Annotated in this window: 16 protein-coding genes and 1 tRNA gene; 14 read left to right on the top strand and 3 right to left on the bottom strand. The window is 58.4% G+C overall.

Translation table 11 applies throughout. The features are described from left to right. The first annotated feature begins 178 nt into the window (after positions 1-178). Positions 179-1,693, top strand: a complete 1,515-nt coding sequence (locus tag QIW53_RS08525; RefSeq protein ID WP_371049203.1) for a HEPN domain-containing protein — start codon at positions 179-181, stop codon at positions 1,691-1,693. Positions 1,694-2,489: 796 nt separating this feature from the next. On the opposite strand, the gene QIW53_RS08530 is transcribed toward QIW53_RS08525, so the two are convergent. Together QIW53_RS08530 and QIW53_RS08535 are read right to left on the bottom strand one after the other, a co-directional pair. Then, on the bottom strand, positions 2,490-2,651 hold the full coding sequence (locus QIW53_RS08530) for a hypothetical protein (protein ID WP_371049204.1): 162 nt from the start codon (positions 2,649-2,651) through the stop codon (positions 2,490-2,492). Positions 2,652-3,058: 407 nt separating this feature from the next. Beyond that, a tRNA-Leu gene (locus tag QIW53_RS08535) sits at positions 3,059-3,143 on the bottom strand. Between the two features lie 107 nt (positions 3,144-3,250). On the opposite strand from QIW53_RS08535, the gene queA reads away from it, so the two are divergent. From queA to QIW53_RS08565, 6 genes are all read left to right on the top strand, one after another. After that, a complete protein-coding gene (gene queA, locus QIW53_RS08540; protein WP_371049205.1) occupies positions 3,251-4,300 on the top strand; it encodes a tRNA preQ1(34) S-adenosylmethionine ribosyltransferase-isomerase QueA in 1,050 nt (349 codons plus the stop codon). Between the two features lie 14 nt (positions 4,301-4,314). After that, positions 4,315-5,430 carry a tRNA guanosine(34) transglycosylase Tgt gene (gene tgt, locus QIW53_RS08545; RefSeq protein WP_371049372.1) on the top strand — a complete coding sequence of 372 codons (1,116 nt, stop codon included), beginning with the start codon at positions 4,315-4,317 and terminating at the stop codon, positions 5,428-5,430. 43 nt (positions 5,431-5,473) lie between these two features. Further along, a complete protein-coding gene (gene yajC, locus QIW53_RS08550) occupies positions 5,474-5,812 on the top strand; it encodes a preprotein translocase subunit YajC (protein ID WP_016773317.1) in 339 nt (112 codons plus the stop codon). Between the two features lie 63 nt (positions 5,813-5,875). Continuing rightward, positions 5,876-7,744 carry a protein translocase subunit SecD gene (gene secD, locus QIW53_RS08555; protein WP_192302625.1) on the top strand — a complete coding sequence of 623 codons (1,869 nt, stop codon included), beginning with the start codon at positions 5,876-5,878 and terminating at the stop codon, positions 7,742-7,744. 9 nt (positions 7,745-7,753) lie between these two features. Continuing rightward, positions 7,754-8,668, top strand: a complete 915-nt coding sequence (gene secF, locus QIW53_RS08560) for a protein translocase subunit SecF (RefSeq protein WP_192302624.1) — start codon at positions 7,754-7,756, stop codon at positions 8,666-8,668. Between the two features lie 120 nt (positions 8,669-8,788). Beyond that, on the top strand, positions 8,789-9,337 hold the full coding sequence (locus QIW53_RS08565; RefSeq protein ID WP_371049206.1) for a glycine zipper 2TM domain-containing protein: 549 nt from the start codon (positions 8,789-8,791) through the stop codon (positions 9,335-9,337). Between the two features lie 242 nt (positions 9,338-9,579). Here QIW53_RS08565 and suhB read toward each other — a convergent pair whose 3' ends face one another. Continuing rightward, positions 9,580-10,398, bottom strand: coding sequence for a type III secretion system regulator SuhB (gene suhB / locus QIW53_RS08570; RefSeq protein WP_008053258.1), 819 nt, complete (start codon positions 10,396-10,398; stop codon positions 9,580-9,582). A gap of 146 nt (positions 10,399-10,544) precedes the next feature. Here suhB and trmJ point away from each other — a divergent pair, with 146 nt between their 5' ends. The 7 genes from trmJ to hscB all read left to right on the top strand — a co-directional run bounded on the left by trmJ (position 10,545) and on the right by hscB (position 15,507). Continuing rightward, entirely contained in the window at positions 10,545-11,315 is a 771-nt protein-coding gene (gene trmJ, locus QIW53_RS08575) for a tRNA (cytosine(32)/uridine(32)-2'-O)-methyltransferase TrmJ (protein WP_371049207.1), read from the top strand. Between the two features lie 2 nt (positions 11,316-11,317). After that, positions 11,318-12,094 (top strand): serine O-acetyltransferase, encoded by a 777-nt coding sequence (gene cysE, locus QIW53_RS08580; protein WP_371049208.1) that lies wholly within the window; start codon positions 11,318-11,320, stop codon positions 12,092-12,094. 296 nt (positions 12,095-12,390) lie between these two features. Then, on the top strand, positions 12,391-12,882 hold the full coding sequence (iscR, locus tag QIW53_RS08585) for a Fe-S cluster assembly transcriptional regulator IscR (RefSeq protein WP_192302621.1): 492 nt from the start codon (positions 12,391-12,393) through the stop codon (positions 12,880-12,882). Positions 12,883-12,933: 51 nt separating this feature from the next. Next, positions 12,934-14,148 carry an IscS subfamily cysteine desulfurase gene (locus QIW53_RS08590; RefSeq protein ID WP_371049209.1) on the top strand — a complete coding sequence of 405 codons (1,215 nt, stop codon included), beginning with the start codon at positions 12,934-12,936 and terminating at the stop codon, positions 14,146-14,148. 84 nt (positions 14,149-14,232) lie between these two features. Continuing rightward, positions 14,233-14,619, top strand: coding sequence for a Fe-S cluster assembly scaffold IscU (iscU, locus tag QIW53_RS08595; protein ID WP_027619655.1), 387 nt, complete (start codon positions 14,233-14,235; stop codon positions 14,617-14,619). Positions 14,620-14,653: 34 nt separating this feature from the next. Next, complete coding sequence (iscA, locus tag QIW53_RS08600; protein WP_003227904.1) at positions 14,654-14,977, top strand: iron-sulfur cluster assembly protein IscA; 324 nt, start codon at positions 14,654-14,656, stop codon at positions 14,975-14,977. A gap of 8 nt (positions 14,978-14,985) precedes the next feature. Then, positions 14,986-15,507 carry a co-chaperone HscB gene (gene hscB, locus QIW53_RS08605; RefSeq protein WP_371049210.1) on the top strand — a complete coding sequence of 174 codons (522 nt, stop codon included), beginning with the start codon at positions 14,986-14,988 and terminating at the stop codon, positions 15,505-15,507. The last annotated feature ends 38 nt before the right edge of the window (positions 15,508-15,545 follow it).

Genomic DNA, 15,545 nt, shown 5'->3' on the forward strand with positions numbered 1-15,545 from the left:
CGCCGTCGTCACCCCGCGATTCGCAAAATGCGAACGCACATTGCCTATAAGTTTTAGAAGCCAGTGCTTGCTGTGTACTTAGTACTAGCTATCGCGACGAAAGCTCCCGGTGAAAATATCGGCTGAGTGCTAGTCTAAGGGTTACCGTTCTTACCTATAATTTAGTTGAGTGTTTTCTATGCCAACGCACGAACAGTACAACGGAATTTTTCTCTCGACAAACAGCCAATTTGCCGGGGTACTCAAAATTGCTGGTGCGGATAGTATCCTTAAAATCGTAGGAAAAAGTTTCTGGGAACATCCCGAAACCGGACCTGCTGATATCCATGGAATGCTAAACGATGGCAAGAAAGTCTCGCTTCTGGATTGCGTGCTCCATGGTACAAACCAACACCGCTTCGATGAGAATTCTCAGTTTGAGAGCATTTTTTTTCCGCACTACATTGTCGTAGGTGAAGAGCCTATTACTTCTGATGAACCTGTTGTCCAGGCGATTCGCTACCACTTTCAGAATGTCGATTGCCTTGTAAGCGGGCGTGAGACCTTTCAATCACTATACCCAGAAATAGCAGAAATCCATTCGCTTCTGGAGATGGATCACAAGCGTAAGGAAAAGATAGCAGAGGAGTATGGTTGGGCAAGCCGCGCTTTCAAGCCTCAAATCAGCGAGCATCCTCACTTGCTGTATTTTAGCGGCTTGTGGGAAATCGTAGCGAGCAACGCAAAGATTGGGAAAGTCTCATTGACGAATCGATCTTCCCATAACTCGGGAAGTGCTGTTGGAATAGGCATCAACAACGAAGTCACCGCCAATATCGAGTTCGCAGAACCTAAGACACTGGACGAAGCGATCGATGCTCTTCGCACCTTACACGGGTTGTTTGAACTTAGCCTCGGGCATCGTCAGCGCTTCCGTTGGATTGAATTGGAACTGACTCAGCGCTCAAATGAGCCGACGCCTAATAGACCTCAGACTGCCCGGCTGTACTGGAGCTTGTGCAATGAACGCGTCGAGGGGGATTCCTCGACTAATTTAGGTGACATTCTTCTTTGTCCAGATCGTAACCCTGAAGAATTTGCCAAGGTGGCGACAGGTTGGATGGATAGTGCGGATACTATGGGTGATCCAAGGGTACGATTCGCGACCGCATTTTTTGGAAGCTACAGCATCAATCGTATAGTTGGCGCTGCCAACATGTTTGATTTGCTGCCAGAGAGCCATGTACCTAAAACGAAGGAAACTGATGCGTCGCTGAAAGATGCGGTGACGCAGTGCCGAAAAATATTCGCAGGCCTGCCGGAAAGTTTCGCTAGGCAGTCAGTTCTATCAAGCTTGGGACGCATTGGTAAGGCAAGCTTGCGCGACAAGATATATCACCGTGCCGACAAGATAGTCGAGGTGGCCCCCGATAAGTTTCCGGAACTTTATCTGCCATGCAATCATGCTGTTTTGTCTCGGAATCACTATGTGCATGGCAGTGCCGGGTCGTTCGACTATCAAAAGCACTTCACAGAATTTGCGTTTATAATTGATACTCTAGAGTTTGTTTTCGCCGCCTCAGATCTACTTGATCTTGGGTGGGACATGAGGAGGTGGATGGATCAAGGTGTAACAATGACGCATTCATTTGGAGTTTATATAGTTAATTATTCGCAAAATATTAGTCGACTCAAGACTCTGTTAGGTCGGTAGGTGTTGCGATAAAATTATGCAGGTTGCGCAAATGATCCAAGCTCGATGTGATGATTAAGATTATAGTGTTGGCTTTAAACTTAATTCTCACTGGGATCTTTACCATCTGTAGCGATTCTGCCAGCCAATAGTTACGCAGATTTCGCTCCAAGAAGTGTCGTATGCCGTAAATACGAACTTCGATTTGCAGGTGCTCGAACGTCTGCAATGTGTTTATATCTGACCTTCTTGACCGTCTGCTTTTGGCCGATAGCGGCCTGTCACGATGGGCAGCTAATGGTCGGAAGCGTTAAGTCGTCCCAGGGGCTGAGGATCGTGTTGTAAAAACAAGGGCGATTTACGCCCTAGTTGTGTGACGGGATGACTATGGGCGTTTCTTAATCAGACTGTCGATCGGGCCTATTTCCGCCTTGATCAAATTGATGGTCATCGTTTCGACGTTCGTGGGTTTGCCTGAGCCTAAATCCACGAGATACAGCAATTTCGCCAGGTGCAATTTTCGCTCTCTCAGCGCATCGTTTCGATTCGGACCGTTTTGTATGGGTGCATTCATTGGGGTTAGAACAACCCGCTTGAGCGGGCTGTATCGGCTGCGTGGCCGCTACATCATCAGCACGTCGTGGACTGTGTGCTTGCCTGCACGATCTGCTACATCAAGGGACTTCCAGTCGCCATAGCCTTCCCCCAGTTGTGGCACTAGCAGTCTCGTAAGGGCGATTTGATGCTCATTGATCAGACTGTATGAAGACCAAAGCTTGCCGCCTACATCAAGCAAAGCCTCGGCCGCCTGATTCCACTACTCCTTCAGCGCGGTATTCGCCAGGTGTAGAGCCTTTTTCTCAATACCCAGGCGTTCCTGTTGAGCTCCGGCGATGCACTTGTCGACGGTGGCCAGCTCCTGCCTGAGCGCATTGATGATCAGTTGCTGTCGGCGATTCTGCTTGGTGGCAGTGGCCAAGTTTTTGGCCGCTTTCAAGGCGTCGGCGTTGGCGCTTTTCTCGCCTTCGGTATCGCTCCATGCGACTGCTTGGGCCTAGGCCGTCGCTGCATCGGTTTCAGCCCGACGGCTTTGGTCATGTCGTAGATGGCTTGCTGACGGACCTGCTCCAAGCGCGTGCCTTCAGGGTCATGGGGGGTATTGAAAAGATAGGGTGCCGAGAACGACGGGCGCTGTATCTCACACAAGATCTAGGCTTGGCGGCACACGGTGTTGTCGGTACTGGGCGGGAAGCTTGTGCTCGGGCCCGGACACAATCGGCTGAGTACCGACCCACTCAACAAAAACACACAGGCACAAAAAAACCGGCTCAACTGGCCGGTTTCTTGTCTTCCGAAAGTCGGTAGCGACTTTCGTGTGCTGCTATATGGTGCCCCGAGGGAGACTCGAACTCCCACTCCTTTCGAAAACGGATTTTGAATCCGCCGCGTCTACCAATTCCGCCATCAGGGCTCAATGGCGGCGAAGTATAGAGAGGTGATAACCCTCGGTCAATCAGGTACATGGAGAATTTTCGATATTTCCGCTAGACTTCCCGGCCCTGCTAGACGAACCCCATCATGCGTGTTTCTGACTTTACTTTTGAGCTCCCTGATTCGCTGATTGCCCGCCATCCGCTGGCCGAGCGTCGCAACAGTCGACTGTTGACCCTGGATGGGGTCAGCGGTGCCCTGGCACACCGTCAATTCACTGATTTGCTTGAGCATTTGCGCCCGGGCGATTTGATGGTGTTCAACAATACCCGGGTGATTCCGGCGCGGCTGTTTGGCCAGAAGGCGTCCGGCGGCAAGCTGGAGATTCTGGTGGAGCGGGTGCTCGACAGTCATCGTGTGCTGGCCCATGTGCGCTCCAGCAAGTCGCCGAAGCCGGGGTCGAAGATCCTGATCGACGGCGGTGGCGAGGCCGAGATGCTGGCGCGTCATGACGCGTTGTTCGAGCTGGGGTTTGCCGAGGAAGTTCTGCCGCTGCTCGACCGTGTCGGGCACATGCCGTTGCCTCCTTATATAGACCGCCCGGATGAAGGCTCGGACCGCGAGCGTTATCAGACGGTGTACGCCCAACGCCTGGGTGCGGTGGCGGCGCCGACGGCGGGGCTGCATTTCGACCAGCCGCTGATGGAGGCGATTGCCGCCAAGGGCGTCGAGACGGCGTTCGTGACCTTGCACGTGGGGGCGGGGACGTTTCAGCCGGTGCGGGTCGAGAAGATCGAAGACCATCACATGCACACCGAGTGGCTGGAAGTCGGCCAGGACGTGGTGGACGCCGTGGCCGCGTGCCGTGCTCGCGGTGGGCGTGTGGTGGCGGTGGGGACCACCAGCGTGCGATCCCTTGAGAGCGCTGCGCGCGATGGCGTGCTCAAGCCGTTCAGCGGCGATACGGACATCTTCATCTATCCGGGCCGGCCGTTTCATGTGGTCGATGCCCTGGTCACCAATTTCCATTTGCCCGAATCCACACTGTTGATGCTGGTTTCGGCGTTCGCCGGTTATCCGGAAGCGATGGCCGCCTATAAAGCCGCCGTCGAGCATGAATACCGCTTTTTCAGCTACGGTGATGCGATGTTTATCACCCGTAACCCCGCACCACGTGGCCCAGAGGAAACACAATGAGTCGCCAAAGTCGTATGTCGTTTGAGTTGCTTGCCACCGACGGCAAGGCTCGCCGTGGTCGCTTGACCTTCCCCCGTGGCACCGTCGAGACCCCGGCCTTCATGCCGGTTGGCACCTATGGCACGGTCAAGGGCATGCTGCCACGGGATATCGAGGCGATTGGCGCGGAGATCATTCTGGGCAACACCTTTCACCTGTGGCTGCGTCCGGGCACCGAAGTGATCAAGCAACACGGCGACCTGCACGATTTCATGCAGTGGAAAGGCCCGATCCTGACCGACTCCGGCGGTTTCCAGGTGTTCAGCCTGGGCGCCATGCGCAAGATCAAGGAGGAGGGCGTGACCTTCGCCTCGCCGGTGGATGGCGCGAAAGTGTTCATGGGCCCGGAAGAATCGATGCAGGTCCAGCGTGACCTGGGCTCCGACATCGTGATGATTTTCGACGAATGCACGCCGTACCCGGCCGACGAAGATGTCGCCCGCGTGTCCATGGAGTTGTCGCTGCGTTGGGCCCAGCGCTCGAAAAACGCCCATGGCGACAACACGGCGGCGCTGTTCGGCATCGTCCAGGGTGGTATGCACCAGGATCTGCGCATGCGCTCGCTGGAAGGCCTGGACAAGATCGGCTTCGACGGCCTGGCCATTGGCGGCCTGTCGGTGGGCGAGCCCAAGCACGAAATGATCAAGGTGCTGGATTATCTGCCGGGCCAGATGCCCGCTGACAAACCTCGTTACCTTATGGGCGTTGGCAAACCGGAAGATCTGGTTGAGGGTGTGCGCCGCGGTGTGGACATGTTCGATTGCGTGATGCCAACCCGTAATGCCCGCAATGGGCATCTGTTCATTGATACTGGCGTGCTGAAGATCCGTAACGCGTTCCATCGCCATGATGATTCGCCGCTCGATCCGACCTGCGATTGCTATACCTGCCAGAACTTCTCCCGCGCTTATCTGCATCACCTGGACAAGTGCGGCGAAATGCTGGGGAGCATGCTCAATACCATCCATAACTTGCGCCATTATCAAGTGCTTATGGCTGGTTTGCGCGAGGCTATTCAACAGGGTACATTGGCCGCCTTTGTCGATGCCTTCTACGCCAAACGCGGGCTACCTGTTCCGCCTTTGGACTGAGTTTTCTGACCCCAAGATTCAACATTTGCAACTGGAGTGCTAAATGAGCTTTTTTATCTCGAATGCCATGGCTGACGCTGCTGCACCGGCCGCTGCAAGCCCTATGGGTGGCGGTTTTGAGTGGATTTTCCTGGTCGGCTTCCTGGTCATCTTCTACCTGATGATCTGGCGTCCACAGGCCAAGCGCGCCAAAGAGCAGAAGAACCTGCTGAGCAGCCTGCAGAAGGGCGACGAAGTGGTCACCACCGGCGGCATCGCCGGCAAGATCACCAAAGTGGCCGATGATTTCGTGGTGCTGGAAGTTTCCGACACCGTCGAAATGAAGTTCCAGAAAGGCGCCATCGCCGCCACCCTGCCTAAGGGCACGCTGAAAGCGATCTAAGTTTCAACTTCTACTCAATCGACGGGGCGCGCAAGGCGCCCCGCGTTCTAAACGGGCGGCGTGATGCTGAACAAATACCCTCTGTGGAAATACATTCTGATCCTGGCGGTGCTGGCGATCGGTCTGATTTATTCCGCTCCCAATCTTTATCCCGATGACCCGGCCATTCAGATCAGCGGTGCAAGCACTGCGCTGCAGGTCAATCAGGCTGACCTGGATCGCGTGAGCGCTGCGCTCAAGGAATCCGGGATGCAGGTCAAGGCGACTTCGCTGACGGCCGGCGGCAAGGGCGGTCTGATCCGTCTGGTCAAGGCTGAAGACCAGTTGCCTGCCAAGGACGTTGTGCGCAAGGCGTTGGGTGATGACTACGTCGTCGCGTTGAACCTGGCGCAAACCACCCCGCAATGGCTGCGCAGCCTCGCCGCGCACCCGATGAAGCTGGGTCTGGACTTGTCCGGTGGTGTGCACTTCCTGCTCGAAGTGGACATGGACAAAGCCCTCGACGCACGCCTGAAAGTCTACGAAGGCGACGTCAAGAGCCTGCTGCGCAAAGAGAAACTGCGTTATCGCAGCCTGCCGCAGCTCAACGGTGCCATTCAGCTGGGTTTCGCCGATGAGGCTTCCCGCGAACAGGCCCGTGCACTGATCCGCAAGAGTTTCACCGATTTCGACATCGTTCCGGCCGACCTCAATGGTCAGGCGGTACTGCGTCTGGCGATGACCCCGGCCAAGCTGGCGGAAATCCGCGAATACTCCATCAAGCAGAACTTGACCACGGTACGTAACCGCGTCAACGAGCTGGGTGTTGCCGAACCGATCGTCCAGCGTCAGGGCGCCAACCGCATCGTGGTTGAGCTGCCGGGCGTGCAGGACACCGCAGAAGCCAAGCGTATCCTCGGCAAGACGGCCAACCTCGAGTTCCGCCTGGCCGCCGAGCCGGGTGCTTCGAAAGCCACTTCCGAATCCTTCGAATTCCGTGAGGGCAACCGTCCACCGGCGCAGATCGAGCGTGGCCTGATCATTACCGGCGACCAGGTGACTGACGCCAAGGCCGGCTTCGGCGAGCACGGCACCCCGGAAGTGAACATTCGTCTGGACGGCCACGGCGGCGAGCTGATGAGCCGTGCGACCCGTTCGAACGTCGGTCGCAGCATGGCGGTGATCTTCATCGAACAGCGTCCGGTCACCACCTACACCAAGCAAGTGGTCGATGGCGTCGAGAAAGACGTCGCGGTGCAGACCTTCAAGGAAGAGAAAAAGATCATCAGCCTGGCGACCATCCAGTCGCCGCTGGGTGCGCAGTTCCGTATCACCGGCCTGAACGGCCAGGGCGAATCGTCCGAACTGGCGCTGCTGCTGCGTGCCGGTGGTCTGGCGGCACCGATGTACTTCGCTGAAGAGCGCACCATTGGCCCGAGCCTGGGTGCCGACAACATCACCAAGGGTATCGATGCTTCGCTGTGGGGCATGCTGTTCGTGTCGCTGTTCATCATCGCCATCTACCGCTTCTTCGGCATCATCGCCACCGTCGCGCTGGCGGTGAACATGGTGCTGCTGCTGGCCCTGATGTCGCTGCTGGGCGCAACGCTGACCCTGCCGGGTATCGCCGGTATCGTGTTGACCATGGGTATGGCGGTCGACGCCAACGTGCTGATCTTCTCGCGGATCCGTGAAGAGATCGCGGCGGGCATGACCGTACAGCGGGCGATCAACGAAGGTTTCAGTCGCGCATTCACCGCGATTCTCGACGCCAACCTGACCACCTTGCTGGTGGGCGGTATCCTGTTCGCCATGGGCACGGGCCCGGTCAAGGGCTTCGCAGTTACCATGTCCCTCGGGGTTTTGACTTCGATGTTCACGGCCATCATGGTCACCCGCGCGATGGTCAACCTGATCTTCGGCGGTCGTGACTTCAAGAAGTTGTGGATTTAAGGGGCTGCCATGTTACGTACAATCAACTTCATGGGCGTCCGCAACTTCGCGTTCGGCGTCACATTGTTCCTCACCCTGCTGGCGTTGTTCAGTGTCTTCACCAAGGGCATGAACTGGGGCCTGGACTTCACCGGCGGTACGCTCATCGAGCTGACCTACGAGCGTCCGGCCGACGTGACCAAGGTGCGTGAGCAACTGGTCTCGTCCGGTTATCACGAAGCCGTGGTGCAAAACTTCGGCGCCACCACCGACCTGCTGGTGCGGATGCCGGGCGAAGACCCGCAACTGGGCCACCAGGTGGCCGAGGCGCTGCAGAAGGTCGGCGGCGACAACCCGGCGACGGTCAAGCGCGTCGAGTTCGTCGGCCCGCAGGTCGGTGAAGAGCTGCGCGACCAGGGCGGCCTCGGCATGCTGATGGCGCTGGGCGGCATCCTGATCTACCTGGCGTTCCGCTTTCAGTGGAAATTCGCGGTCGGTGCCATCGTTTCGCTGATCCACGACGTGATCGTGACCATCGGTATCCTGTCGTTCTTCCAGATCACCTTCGACCTGACGGTGCTGGCGGCGGTACTGGCGATCATCGGTTACTCGCTCAACGACACCATCGTGGTGTTCGACCGGGTTCGCGAGAACTTCCGTGTGCTGCGCAAGGCCAGCCTGATCGAGAACATCAACATCTCGACCACCCAGACCCTGCTGCGGACCATCGCGACTTCGGTGTCGACCTTGCTGGCGATCGCCGCGCTGTTGTTCTTCGGCGGCGACAACCTGTACGGCTTCTCCCTGGCACTGCTGGTGGGTGTATTGGCGGGTACCTACTCGTCGATCTACATCGCCAACGTGGTGCTGATCTGGCTGAACCTGAGCTCCGAAGACTTGATCCCGACGGTGAATACCGAGAAGGAAGTCGACGACCGTCCTTGAGTGAAATTTCTCTCAGCGACGTAGTCAAAAAAGGCGCGAGTTGAACTCGCGCCTTTTTTTATGCTCCAAGGCTGGGAGAAGCGCGGGCGCGTTCCCGCATGTGATGGTCAGGAGGTTCATGTGAACAAGTCGTTGCTGGTTGGTGCGGTATTGGGTGCTGTCGGTGTGACTGCCGGGGGTGCTGTTGCCACCTACAGCCTGGTAAAAAGCGGCCCTGAGTATGCGCAAGTATTGGCCGTTGATCCGGTCAAGACACAGATCAAGACGCCACGTGAAGTGTGCAAGGACGTCACCGTGACCCGGCAGGCGCCGGTCAAGGATCAACATCAAATCGCCGGTACGGTGGTGGGTGCGCTGGCCGGTGGTTTGCTGGGCAACCAGATCGGCGGCGGCACCGGCAAGAAGATCGCCACGGTCGCAGGCGCAGTCGGCGGCGGTTACGCCGGCAACAAGGTGCAGGAAGGCATGCAGGAGCGTGACACCTACACCACCACCCAGACTCGCTGTAACACCGTGAACGACATCAGCGACAAGGTCGTGGGGTATGACGTTCGTTACTCGCTGGACGGCAAGGAAGGCAAGGTGCGGATGGACCGCGACCCGGGCAACCAGATTCCTGTGGACAAGGAAGGCAAGCTGATCCTGTCGCAGGCTCAGCCGGGGCAATAAGGTCCAGGCTTGAATTGAAAAGGGGCACTCCATTGGGGTGCCCCTTTTTTTGTGCTTGGAATTTCATTCTGAATCCACTGCAAACCCCCTGTGGGAGCGGGCTTGCTCGCGAAGGCGGTTTAACATCCAGCATTGATGCCGCCTGACACACCGCCTTCGCGAGCAAGCCCGCTCCCACAGGGCGTGGGATTTTTGGGCATAAAAAAGCACCCCGTAGGGTGCTTTTTCATGTCACTGCAAGCTTAGCGCTTCAGCGAAGCCGGCAGGTGCGGCTGGATGGCGGTCAGTACGGCCTTGAAGCATTTGGTGTTGCCGGCAACCACGTGGCCTTTTTCGAGGAAGTCGTGACCGCCGGTGAAGTCGCTCACCAGGCCGCCAGCTTCTTGAATCAGCAAGGCGCCTGCGGCCATGTCCCACTCGGACAGGCCCGATTCCCAGAAAGCGTCGAAACGACCGGCGGCCACATAGGCCAGGTCCAGGCTGGCGGAGCCGGCGCGGCGGATGCCCGCGGTCTGGCCAACCAGGGCGCGGAACATGCCCAGGTAGTTGTCGAGGTTGTCCATCTGGTCGTCACGGAACGGGAAGCCGGTGCCCAGCAGGGCGCCGTCCAGGCTGGTACGGCCGCTGACGCGCAGGCGACGACCGTTCAACTGGGCGCCACGGCCACGGCTGGCGGTGAATTCTTCCTGGCGAACCGGGTCCAGAACCACGGCGTGTTCCAGGCGACCACGGTATTTGCAGGCAATGCTGACCGCGAAGTGAGGAATGCCGCGCAGGAAGTTGGTGGTGCCGTCCAGCGGATCGATGATCCACAGGTATTCTTCGCCTTCGATCCCGGTGCCGGCGTGCATGCCGGTTTCTTCACCCAGGATGGAATGGTTCGGGTAAGCCTTGCGCAGGGCGTCGATGATTTTCTGTTCGGCAGCGCGATCCACCTCGGATACGTAATCCTTGGCGTCTTTTTCGTCAACCTTGATGGTATCCAGGCGCTCGATGGAGCGGAAGATCAGTTCACTGGCGCTGCGGGCGGCGCGCAGCGCGATATTCAGCATGGGCTGCATGGATGTGTCACCTAAGGTTGTTAAAGAAAGCCGGGCATTCTATCAGAAAGTTTCTACAGGTGAAGGTCGGTGTTCGCTTTCGTGGCTTAACGGTAGTTTGAGCTGTAAGATTCGGCTCCCGATTATCGTGTTCGAGAGCGCCTCCCTTGCTGCAAAACATTCGTGTCGTCCTGGTCAATACCAGCCATCCGGGCAATATCGGCGGGACTGCGCGCGCCATGAAGAACATGGGCCTGTCGCGGCTGGTACTGGTTGAGCCACGCGTGTTCCCGCATCACGAGGCCGATGCCCGAGCCTCCGGCGCCGGCGACATCCTTGAAAATGCGCAGGTCGTCGCCACCTTGGAGGATGCCCTGGTCGGCTGCAACCTGGTGCTGGGCACCAGCGCCCGTGACCGGCGCATTCCGTGGCCGCTGCTCGATCCTCGCGAATGCGGCACGAAAGTGGTCGAGGAAGCCGGGCAGGGCGCCGAAATCGCCCTGGTGTTCGGTCGTGAAGATTCCGGCCTGACCAATGAAGAGCTGCAGCGATGTCATTATCACGTGCACATCCCATCCGACCCCGAGTTCAGTTCGCTGAACCTGGGGGCGGCGGTGCAGGTGTTGAGTTATGAAGTGCGCATGGCCTGGCTGGCGGCCCAAGGGCAGCCGAGCAAGGTCGAGAAGGAAGAAGTGGCCTCGGTCAAAAGCGCAGAGCTGGCGACCATGGACGAGCTGGAGCGATTCTATGAGCACCTGGAGCAGACCCTGGTGGCCATCGAGTTCCTCGACCCGGAAAAGCCACGGCACTTGATGGCGCGCCTGCGTCGGTTGTACGGACGCAGCTCGGTCAGCCGGGCTGAGATGAATATATTGCGTGGCATCCTCACGGAAACCCAAAAAGCGGCCCGTGGCGAGCTTCTGAAGCGGAAGGATTAATGATGTTCGAGCGTTTGCGTGAAGATATCCAGAGTGTTTTCCATCGTGACCCGGCAGCGCGTAACGCTTTTGAAGTCCTGACGTGCTACCCGGGCATGCATGCCATCTGGATTCACCGTCTGTCGGCGGCCCTGTGGCGCGCCGAACTGAAATGGCTGGCGCGGCTGGTGTCGAACTTCGGCCGCTGGCTGACCGGGATCGAGATTCATCCGGGCGCCAAGGTCGGCCGTCGCTTCTTCATCGACCATGGCATGGGCATTGTCATCGGTGAAACCGCCGAAATCGGCGATGACGTGACGATTTATCAGGGCGTGACCCTGGGTGGCACCAGCTGGAACAAGGGCAAGCGTCACCCGACCCTGGAAGACGGCGTGGTAGTGGGGGCGGGCGCCAAGGTGCTGGGCCCGTTCATCGTCGGCGCCGGGGCCAAGGTCGGTTCCAATGCCGTGGTCACCAAGGCTGTGCCGGCCGGAGCGACGGTGGTCGGCATTCCGGGGCGGATCATCGTCAAGACCGACGAGGAGCAGGACGCCAGGCGCAAGGCCATGGCCGAGAAAATCGGCTTCGATGCCTACGGTGTCGGCGAAGACATGCCGGACCCGGTGGCCCGCGCCATCAACCAGTTGCTCGATCACCTGCAGGCGGTCGACGGTCGCCTGGAGGGGATGTGCGGCGCATTGACCGAGCTGGGCAGCAATTACTGTGCGAAAGACCTGCCTGAACTGCGCGAGGAAGACTTTGCGTGCGTGAAGGACAAGGATCAGAGCCAGGCCGGCTAAGGAGTCGCCACGATCCCTGTAGGAGCGAGCATGCTCGCGCTGGACTCAAGAGCGCCGCTGGGTGTCAGGTGCCCAGCGTCATCGTTGACGACCATCGCGACGGTGCGACGATTCGACATGCTCCCTCCTACAGGTAAGCGATAACGCGGTATTACTGGCTGTAACCGGCCAGCCTTTGCTATGATGCGCGCGCTGTTTTGCGGGTAAACCCGACTAAAGCACTAGGTCTTATAGTTGACTTAAATACTCGGGAATTGCATACTCGCCTCACTTCCGAAACTCCGTGGTAATTGTCCATGCGACTGACTACAAAAGGCCGATACGCCGTGACCGCCATGCTCGATCTGGCGTTGCACGCGCAGCACGGGCCCGTGTCCCTGGCCGATATCTCCGAGCGCCAAGGCATCTCCCTGTCCTACCTCGAGCAGCTGTTCGCCAAATTGCGCCGCAGCAATCTGGTCTCCAGCGTTCGTGGGCCGGGCGGCGGTTACCAGTTGTCCCGCGACATGCAGGGCATCCAGGTCGCCCAGGTGATCGATGCGGTCAACGAATCGGTCGATGCCACCAAATGCCAGGGCCAGGGCGATTGCCATTCCGGCGATACTTGCCTGACTCACCACTTGTGGTGCGACCTGAGCCTGCAGATCCACGAATTTCTGAGCGGTATCAGCTTGGCTGACCTTGTCACTCGCCGTGAGGTACAAGAAGTAGCCATGCGTCAGGACCAACGCCGTTGCAACAGCAAGGCGCCACGCCTGGACAAGATTGAAGCGTCCGCCGTCGAATGACAGCCATTAGAGCTAACGGCGCGCCAGCCAGCCTGATTTAGGAGAGAGTCCATGAAATTGCCGATTTACCTTGATTACTCTGCGACCACCCCGGTTGATCCGCGTGTTGCGCAAAAGATGAGTGAATGCCTGCTGGTCGACGGGAACTTCGGTAACCCGGCGTCCCGCTCCCACGTGTTCGGCTGGAAAGCTGAAGAGTCCGTCGAGAACGCCCGTCGTCAGGTCGCCGACCTGGTCAACGCCGACCCGCGTGAAATCGTCTGGACCTCCGGCGCCACCGAGTCCGACAACCTGGCAATCAAGGGTGCGGCACATTTCTACCAGACCAAGGGCAAGCACCTGATCACCTCCAAGATCGAGCACAAGGCTGTCCTGGACACCATGCGCCAACTGGAGCGTGAAGGCTTCGAAGTCACCTACCTCGATCCTCAGGAAGATGGCCTGATCACCCCGGCCATGGTCGAAGCCGCCCTGCGCGACGACACCATCCTGGTGTCGATCATGCACGTGAACAACGAAATCGGCACCGTCAACGACATTGCCGCCATCGGCGAACTGACCCGCTCCAAGGGCATCCTGTTCCACGTCGACGCTGCTCAGTCCACCGGCAAGGTCGAGATCGACCTGCAGAAGCTGAAAGTCGACATGATGTCGTTCTCCGCCCACAAGACCTACGGTCCTAAAGGCATCGGCGCGCTGTACGTGAGCCGCAAGCCACGCGTGCGCATCGAAGCGACCATGCACGGCGGCGGTCACGAGCGCGGCATGCGTTCCGGCACCCTGGCCACTCACCAGATCGTCGGCATGGGTGAAGCCTTCCGCGTCGCCAAGGAAGACATGGCGGCCGAGAACGTGCGCATCAAGGCCCTGAGCGACCGTTTCTTCAAGCAGGTCGAAGACCTGGAAGAGCTGTACGTCAACGGCAGCCTGACCGCCCGCGTTCCGCACAACCTGAACCTGAGCTTCAACTACGTCGAAGGCGAGTCGCTGATCATGGCCCTCAAGGACCTGGCGGTGTCGTCCGGTTCGGCCTGCACCTCGGCCTCGCTGGAGCCTTCGTACGTGCTGCGCGCCCTGGGCCGCAACGACGAACTGGCACACAGCTCGATCCGCTTCACCTTCGGTCGTTTCACCACCGAAGAAGAAATCGACTACGCCGCGCAGAAAGTCTGCGAGGCCGTTACCAAGCTGCGCGCCCTGTCGCCGCTGTGGGACATGTATAAAGACGGTGTCGACATTTCGAAAATCGAGTGGGCGGCACACTGATTTCAAGTCGCCGCAAACAGCCCCGTCGAACCACGGTTCCCGGGGCCTCAAGAGCGACTCTCTGATGAGTGAGGAATAAGTATCATGGCTTACAGCGAAAAGGTCATCGACCACTACGAAAACCCGCGCAACGTCGGCAAGATGGACGCGGAAGACCCGGATGTCGGCACCGGCATGGTCGGCGCCCCGGCGTGCGGCGACGTCATGCGTCTGCAGATCAAGGTCAACGAGCAAGGCGTGATCGAAGACGCCAAGTTCAAGACCTACGGCTGCGGTTCGGCCATCGCCTCCAGCTCCCTGGCGACCGAGTGGATGAAAGGCAAGACTCTGGATGAAGCAGAGACCATCAAGAACACTCAACTGGCCGAAGAGCTGGCCCTGCCGCCAGTGAAAATTCACTGCTCCGTGCTCGCTGAAGACGCCATCAAGGCGGCCGTCCGCGACTACAAGCAGAAGAAAGGCTTGATCTGACTTTCAAGAATGAGCGACGAGTAAGGAGTCACCGATGGCTATCAGCATGACAGAAGCGGCTGCTCGACACGTGCGGCGCTCCCTTGACGGGCGCGGCAAAGGTGAAGGGATTCGTCTGGGTGTTCGCACCACAGGCTGCTCCGGCCTTGCCTATGTGCTGGAGTTTGTCGACGAGGTGGTTGCAGAGGATCAGGTGTTCGAAAGTCACGGCGAGAAAGTGATCATCGACCCGAAAAGCCTGGCCTACCTGGACGGCACCGAGCTCGATTTCGTCAAGGAAGGGTTGAACGAAGGCTTCAAGTTCAACAACCCCAACGTACGCGGTGAATGTGGCTGCGGCGAAAGCTTCAACATCTGAGGCTTCTTGTGGGTACTCCTTGTCATTTCGCTTTATTCGAGCTGCAACCGAGCTTCAATCTGGACCTCGACCAGCTGGCTACGCGCTACCGTGAGTTGGCGCGCAATGTTCATCCGGACCGTTTTGCAGACGCTTCCGAGCGCGAGCAGCGGTTGGCGCTGGAGCAGTCGGCGAGCCTCAACGAGGCCTACCAGACGCTCAAGAGTCCTCCCAAGCGCGCGCGTTACCTGCTCGCCTTGAACGGTGGCGAACTGCCGCTGGAGGTCACGGTGCATGATCCGGAGTTCCTTCTGCAGCAGATGGCGCTGCGCGAGGAGCTTGAAGACCTGCAGGACAGCGCCGATTTAGCCGGCGTTGCCGCGTTCAAGCGTCGCCTGAAGGCTGCCCAGGAAGAACTGAACCAGAGCTTTGCCGCTTGCTGGAACGATGCTGCCAAACGCGAGCAGGCCGAGCGCCTGATGCGGCGCATGCAGTTCCTCGACAAGCTGACCTACGAAGTGCGCCAGTTAGAAGAGCGCCTCGACGATTAACCCAGTGCCGCTCCGGTCGCACGCCTGATATACAGATA

The organism is Pseudomonas fluorescens (assembly GCF_041354075.1).
Lineage (GTDB): Bacteria > Pseudomonadota > Gammaproteobacteria > Pseudomonadales > Pseudomonadaceae > Aquipseudomonas > Aquipseudomonas fluorescens_CE.

Excerpts from the sequence above, each read along its gene's own strand:
- QIW53_RS08525 (WP_371049203.1), top strand. The coding sequence starts at position 179 with ATGCCAACGCACGAACAGTACAACGGAATTTTTCTCTCGACAAACAGC.
- queA (WP_371049205.1), top strand. The coding sequence starts at position 3,251 with ATGCGTGTTTCTGACTTTACTTTTGAGCTCCCTGATTCGCTGATTGCC.
- tgt (WP_371049372.1), top strand. The coding sequence starts at position 4,315 with ATGTCGTTTGAGTTGCTTGCCACCGACGGCAAGGCTCGCCGTGGTCGC.
- yajC (WP_016773317.1), top strand. The coding sequence starts at position 5,474 with ATGAGCTTTTTTATCTCGAATGCCATGGCTGACGCTGCTGCACCGGCC.
- secD (WP_192302625.1), top strand. The coding sequence starts at position 5,876 with ATGCTGAACAAATACCCTCTGTGGAAATACATTCTGATCCTGGCGGTG.
- secF (WP_192302624.1), top strand. The coding sequence starts at position 7,754 with ATGTTACGTACAATCAACTTCATGGGCGTCCGCAACTTCGCGTTCGGC.
- suhB (WP_008053258.1), bottom strand. The coding sequence starts at position 10,398 with ATGCAGCCCATGCTGAATATCGCGCTGCGCGCCGCCCGCAGCGCCAGT.
- cysE (WP_371049208.1), top strand. The coding sequence starts at position 11,318 with ATGTTCGAGCGTTTGCGTGAAGATATCCAGAGTGTTTTCCATCGTGAC.
- iscR (WP_192302621.1), top strand. The coding sequence starts at position 12,391 with ATGCGACTGACTACAAAAGGCCGATACGCCGTGACCGCCATGCTCGAT.
- QIW53_RS08590 (WP_371049209.1), top strand. The coding sequence starts at position 12,934 with ATGAAATTGCCGATTTACCTTGATTACTCTGCGACCACCCCGGTTGAT.
- iscU (WP_027619655.1), top strand. The coding sequence starts at position 14,233 with ATGGCTTACAGCGAAAAGGTCATCGACCACTACGAAAACCCGCGCAAC.
- iscA (WP_003227904.1), top strand. The coding sequence starts at position 14,654 with ATGGCTATCAGCATGACAGAAGCGGCTGCTCGACACGTGCGGCGCTCC.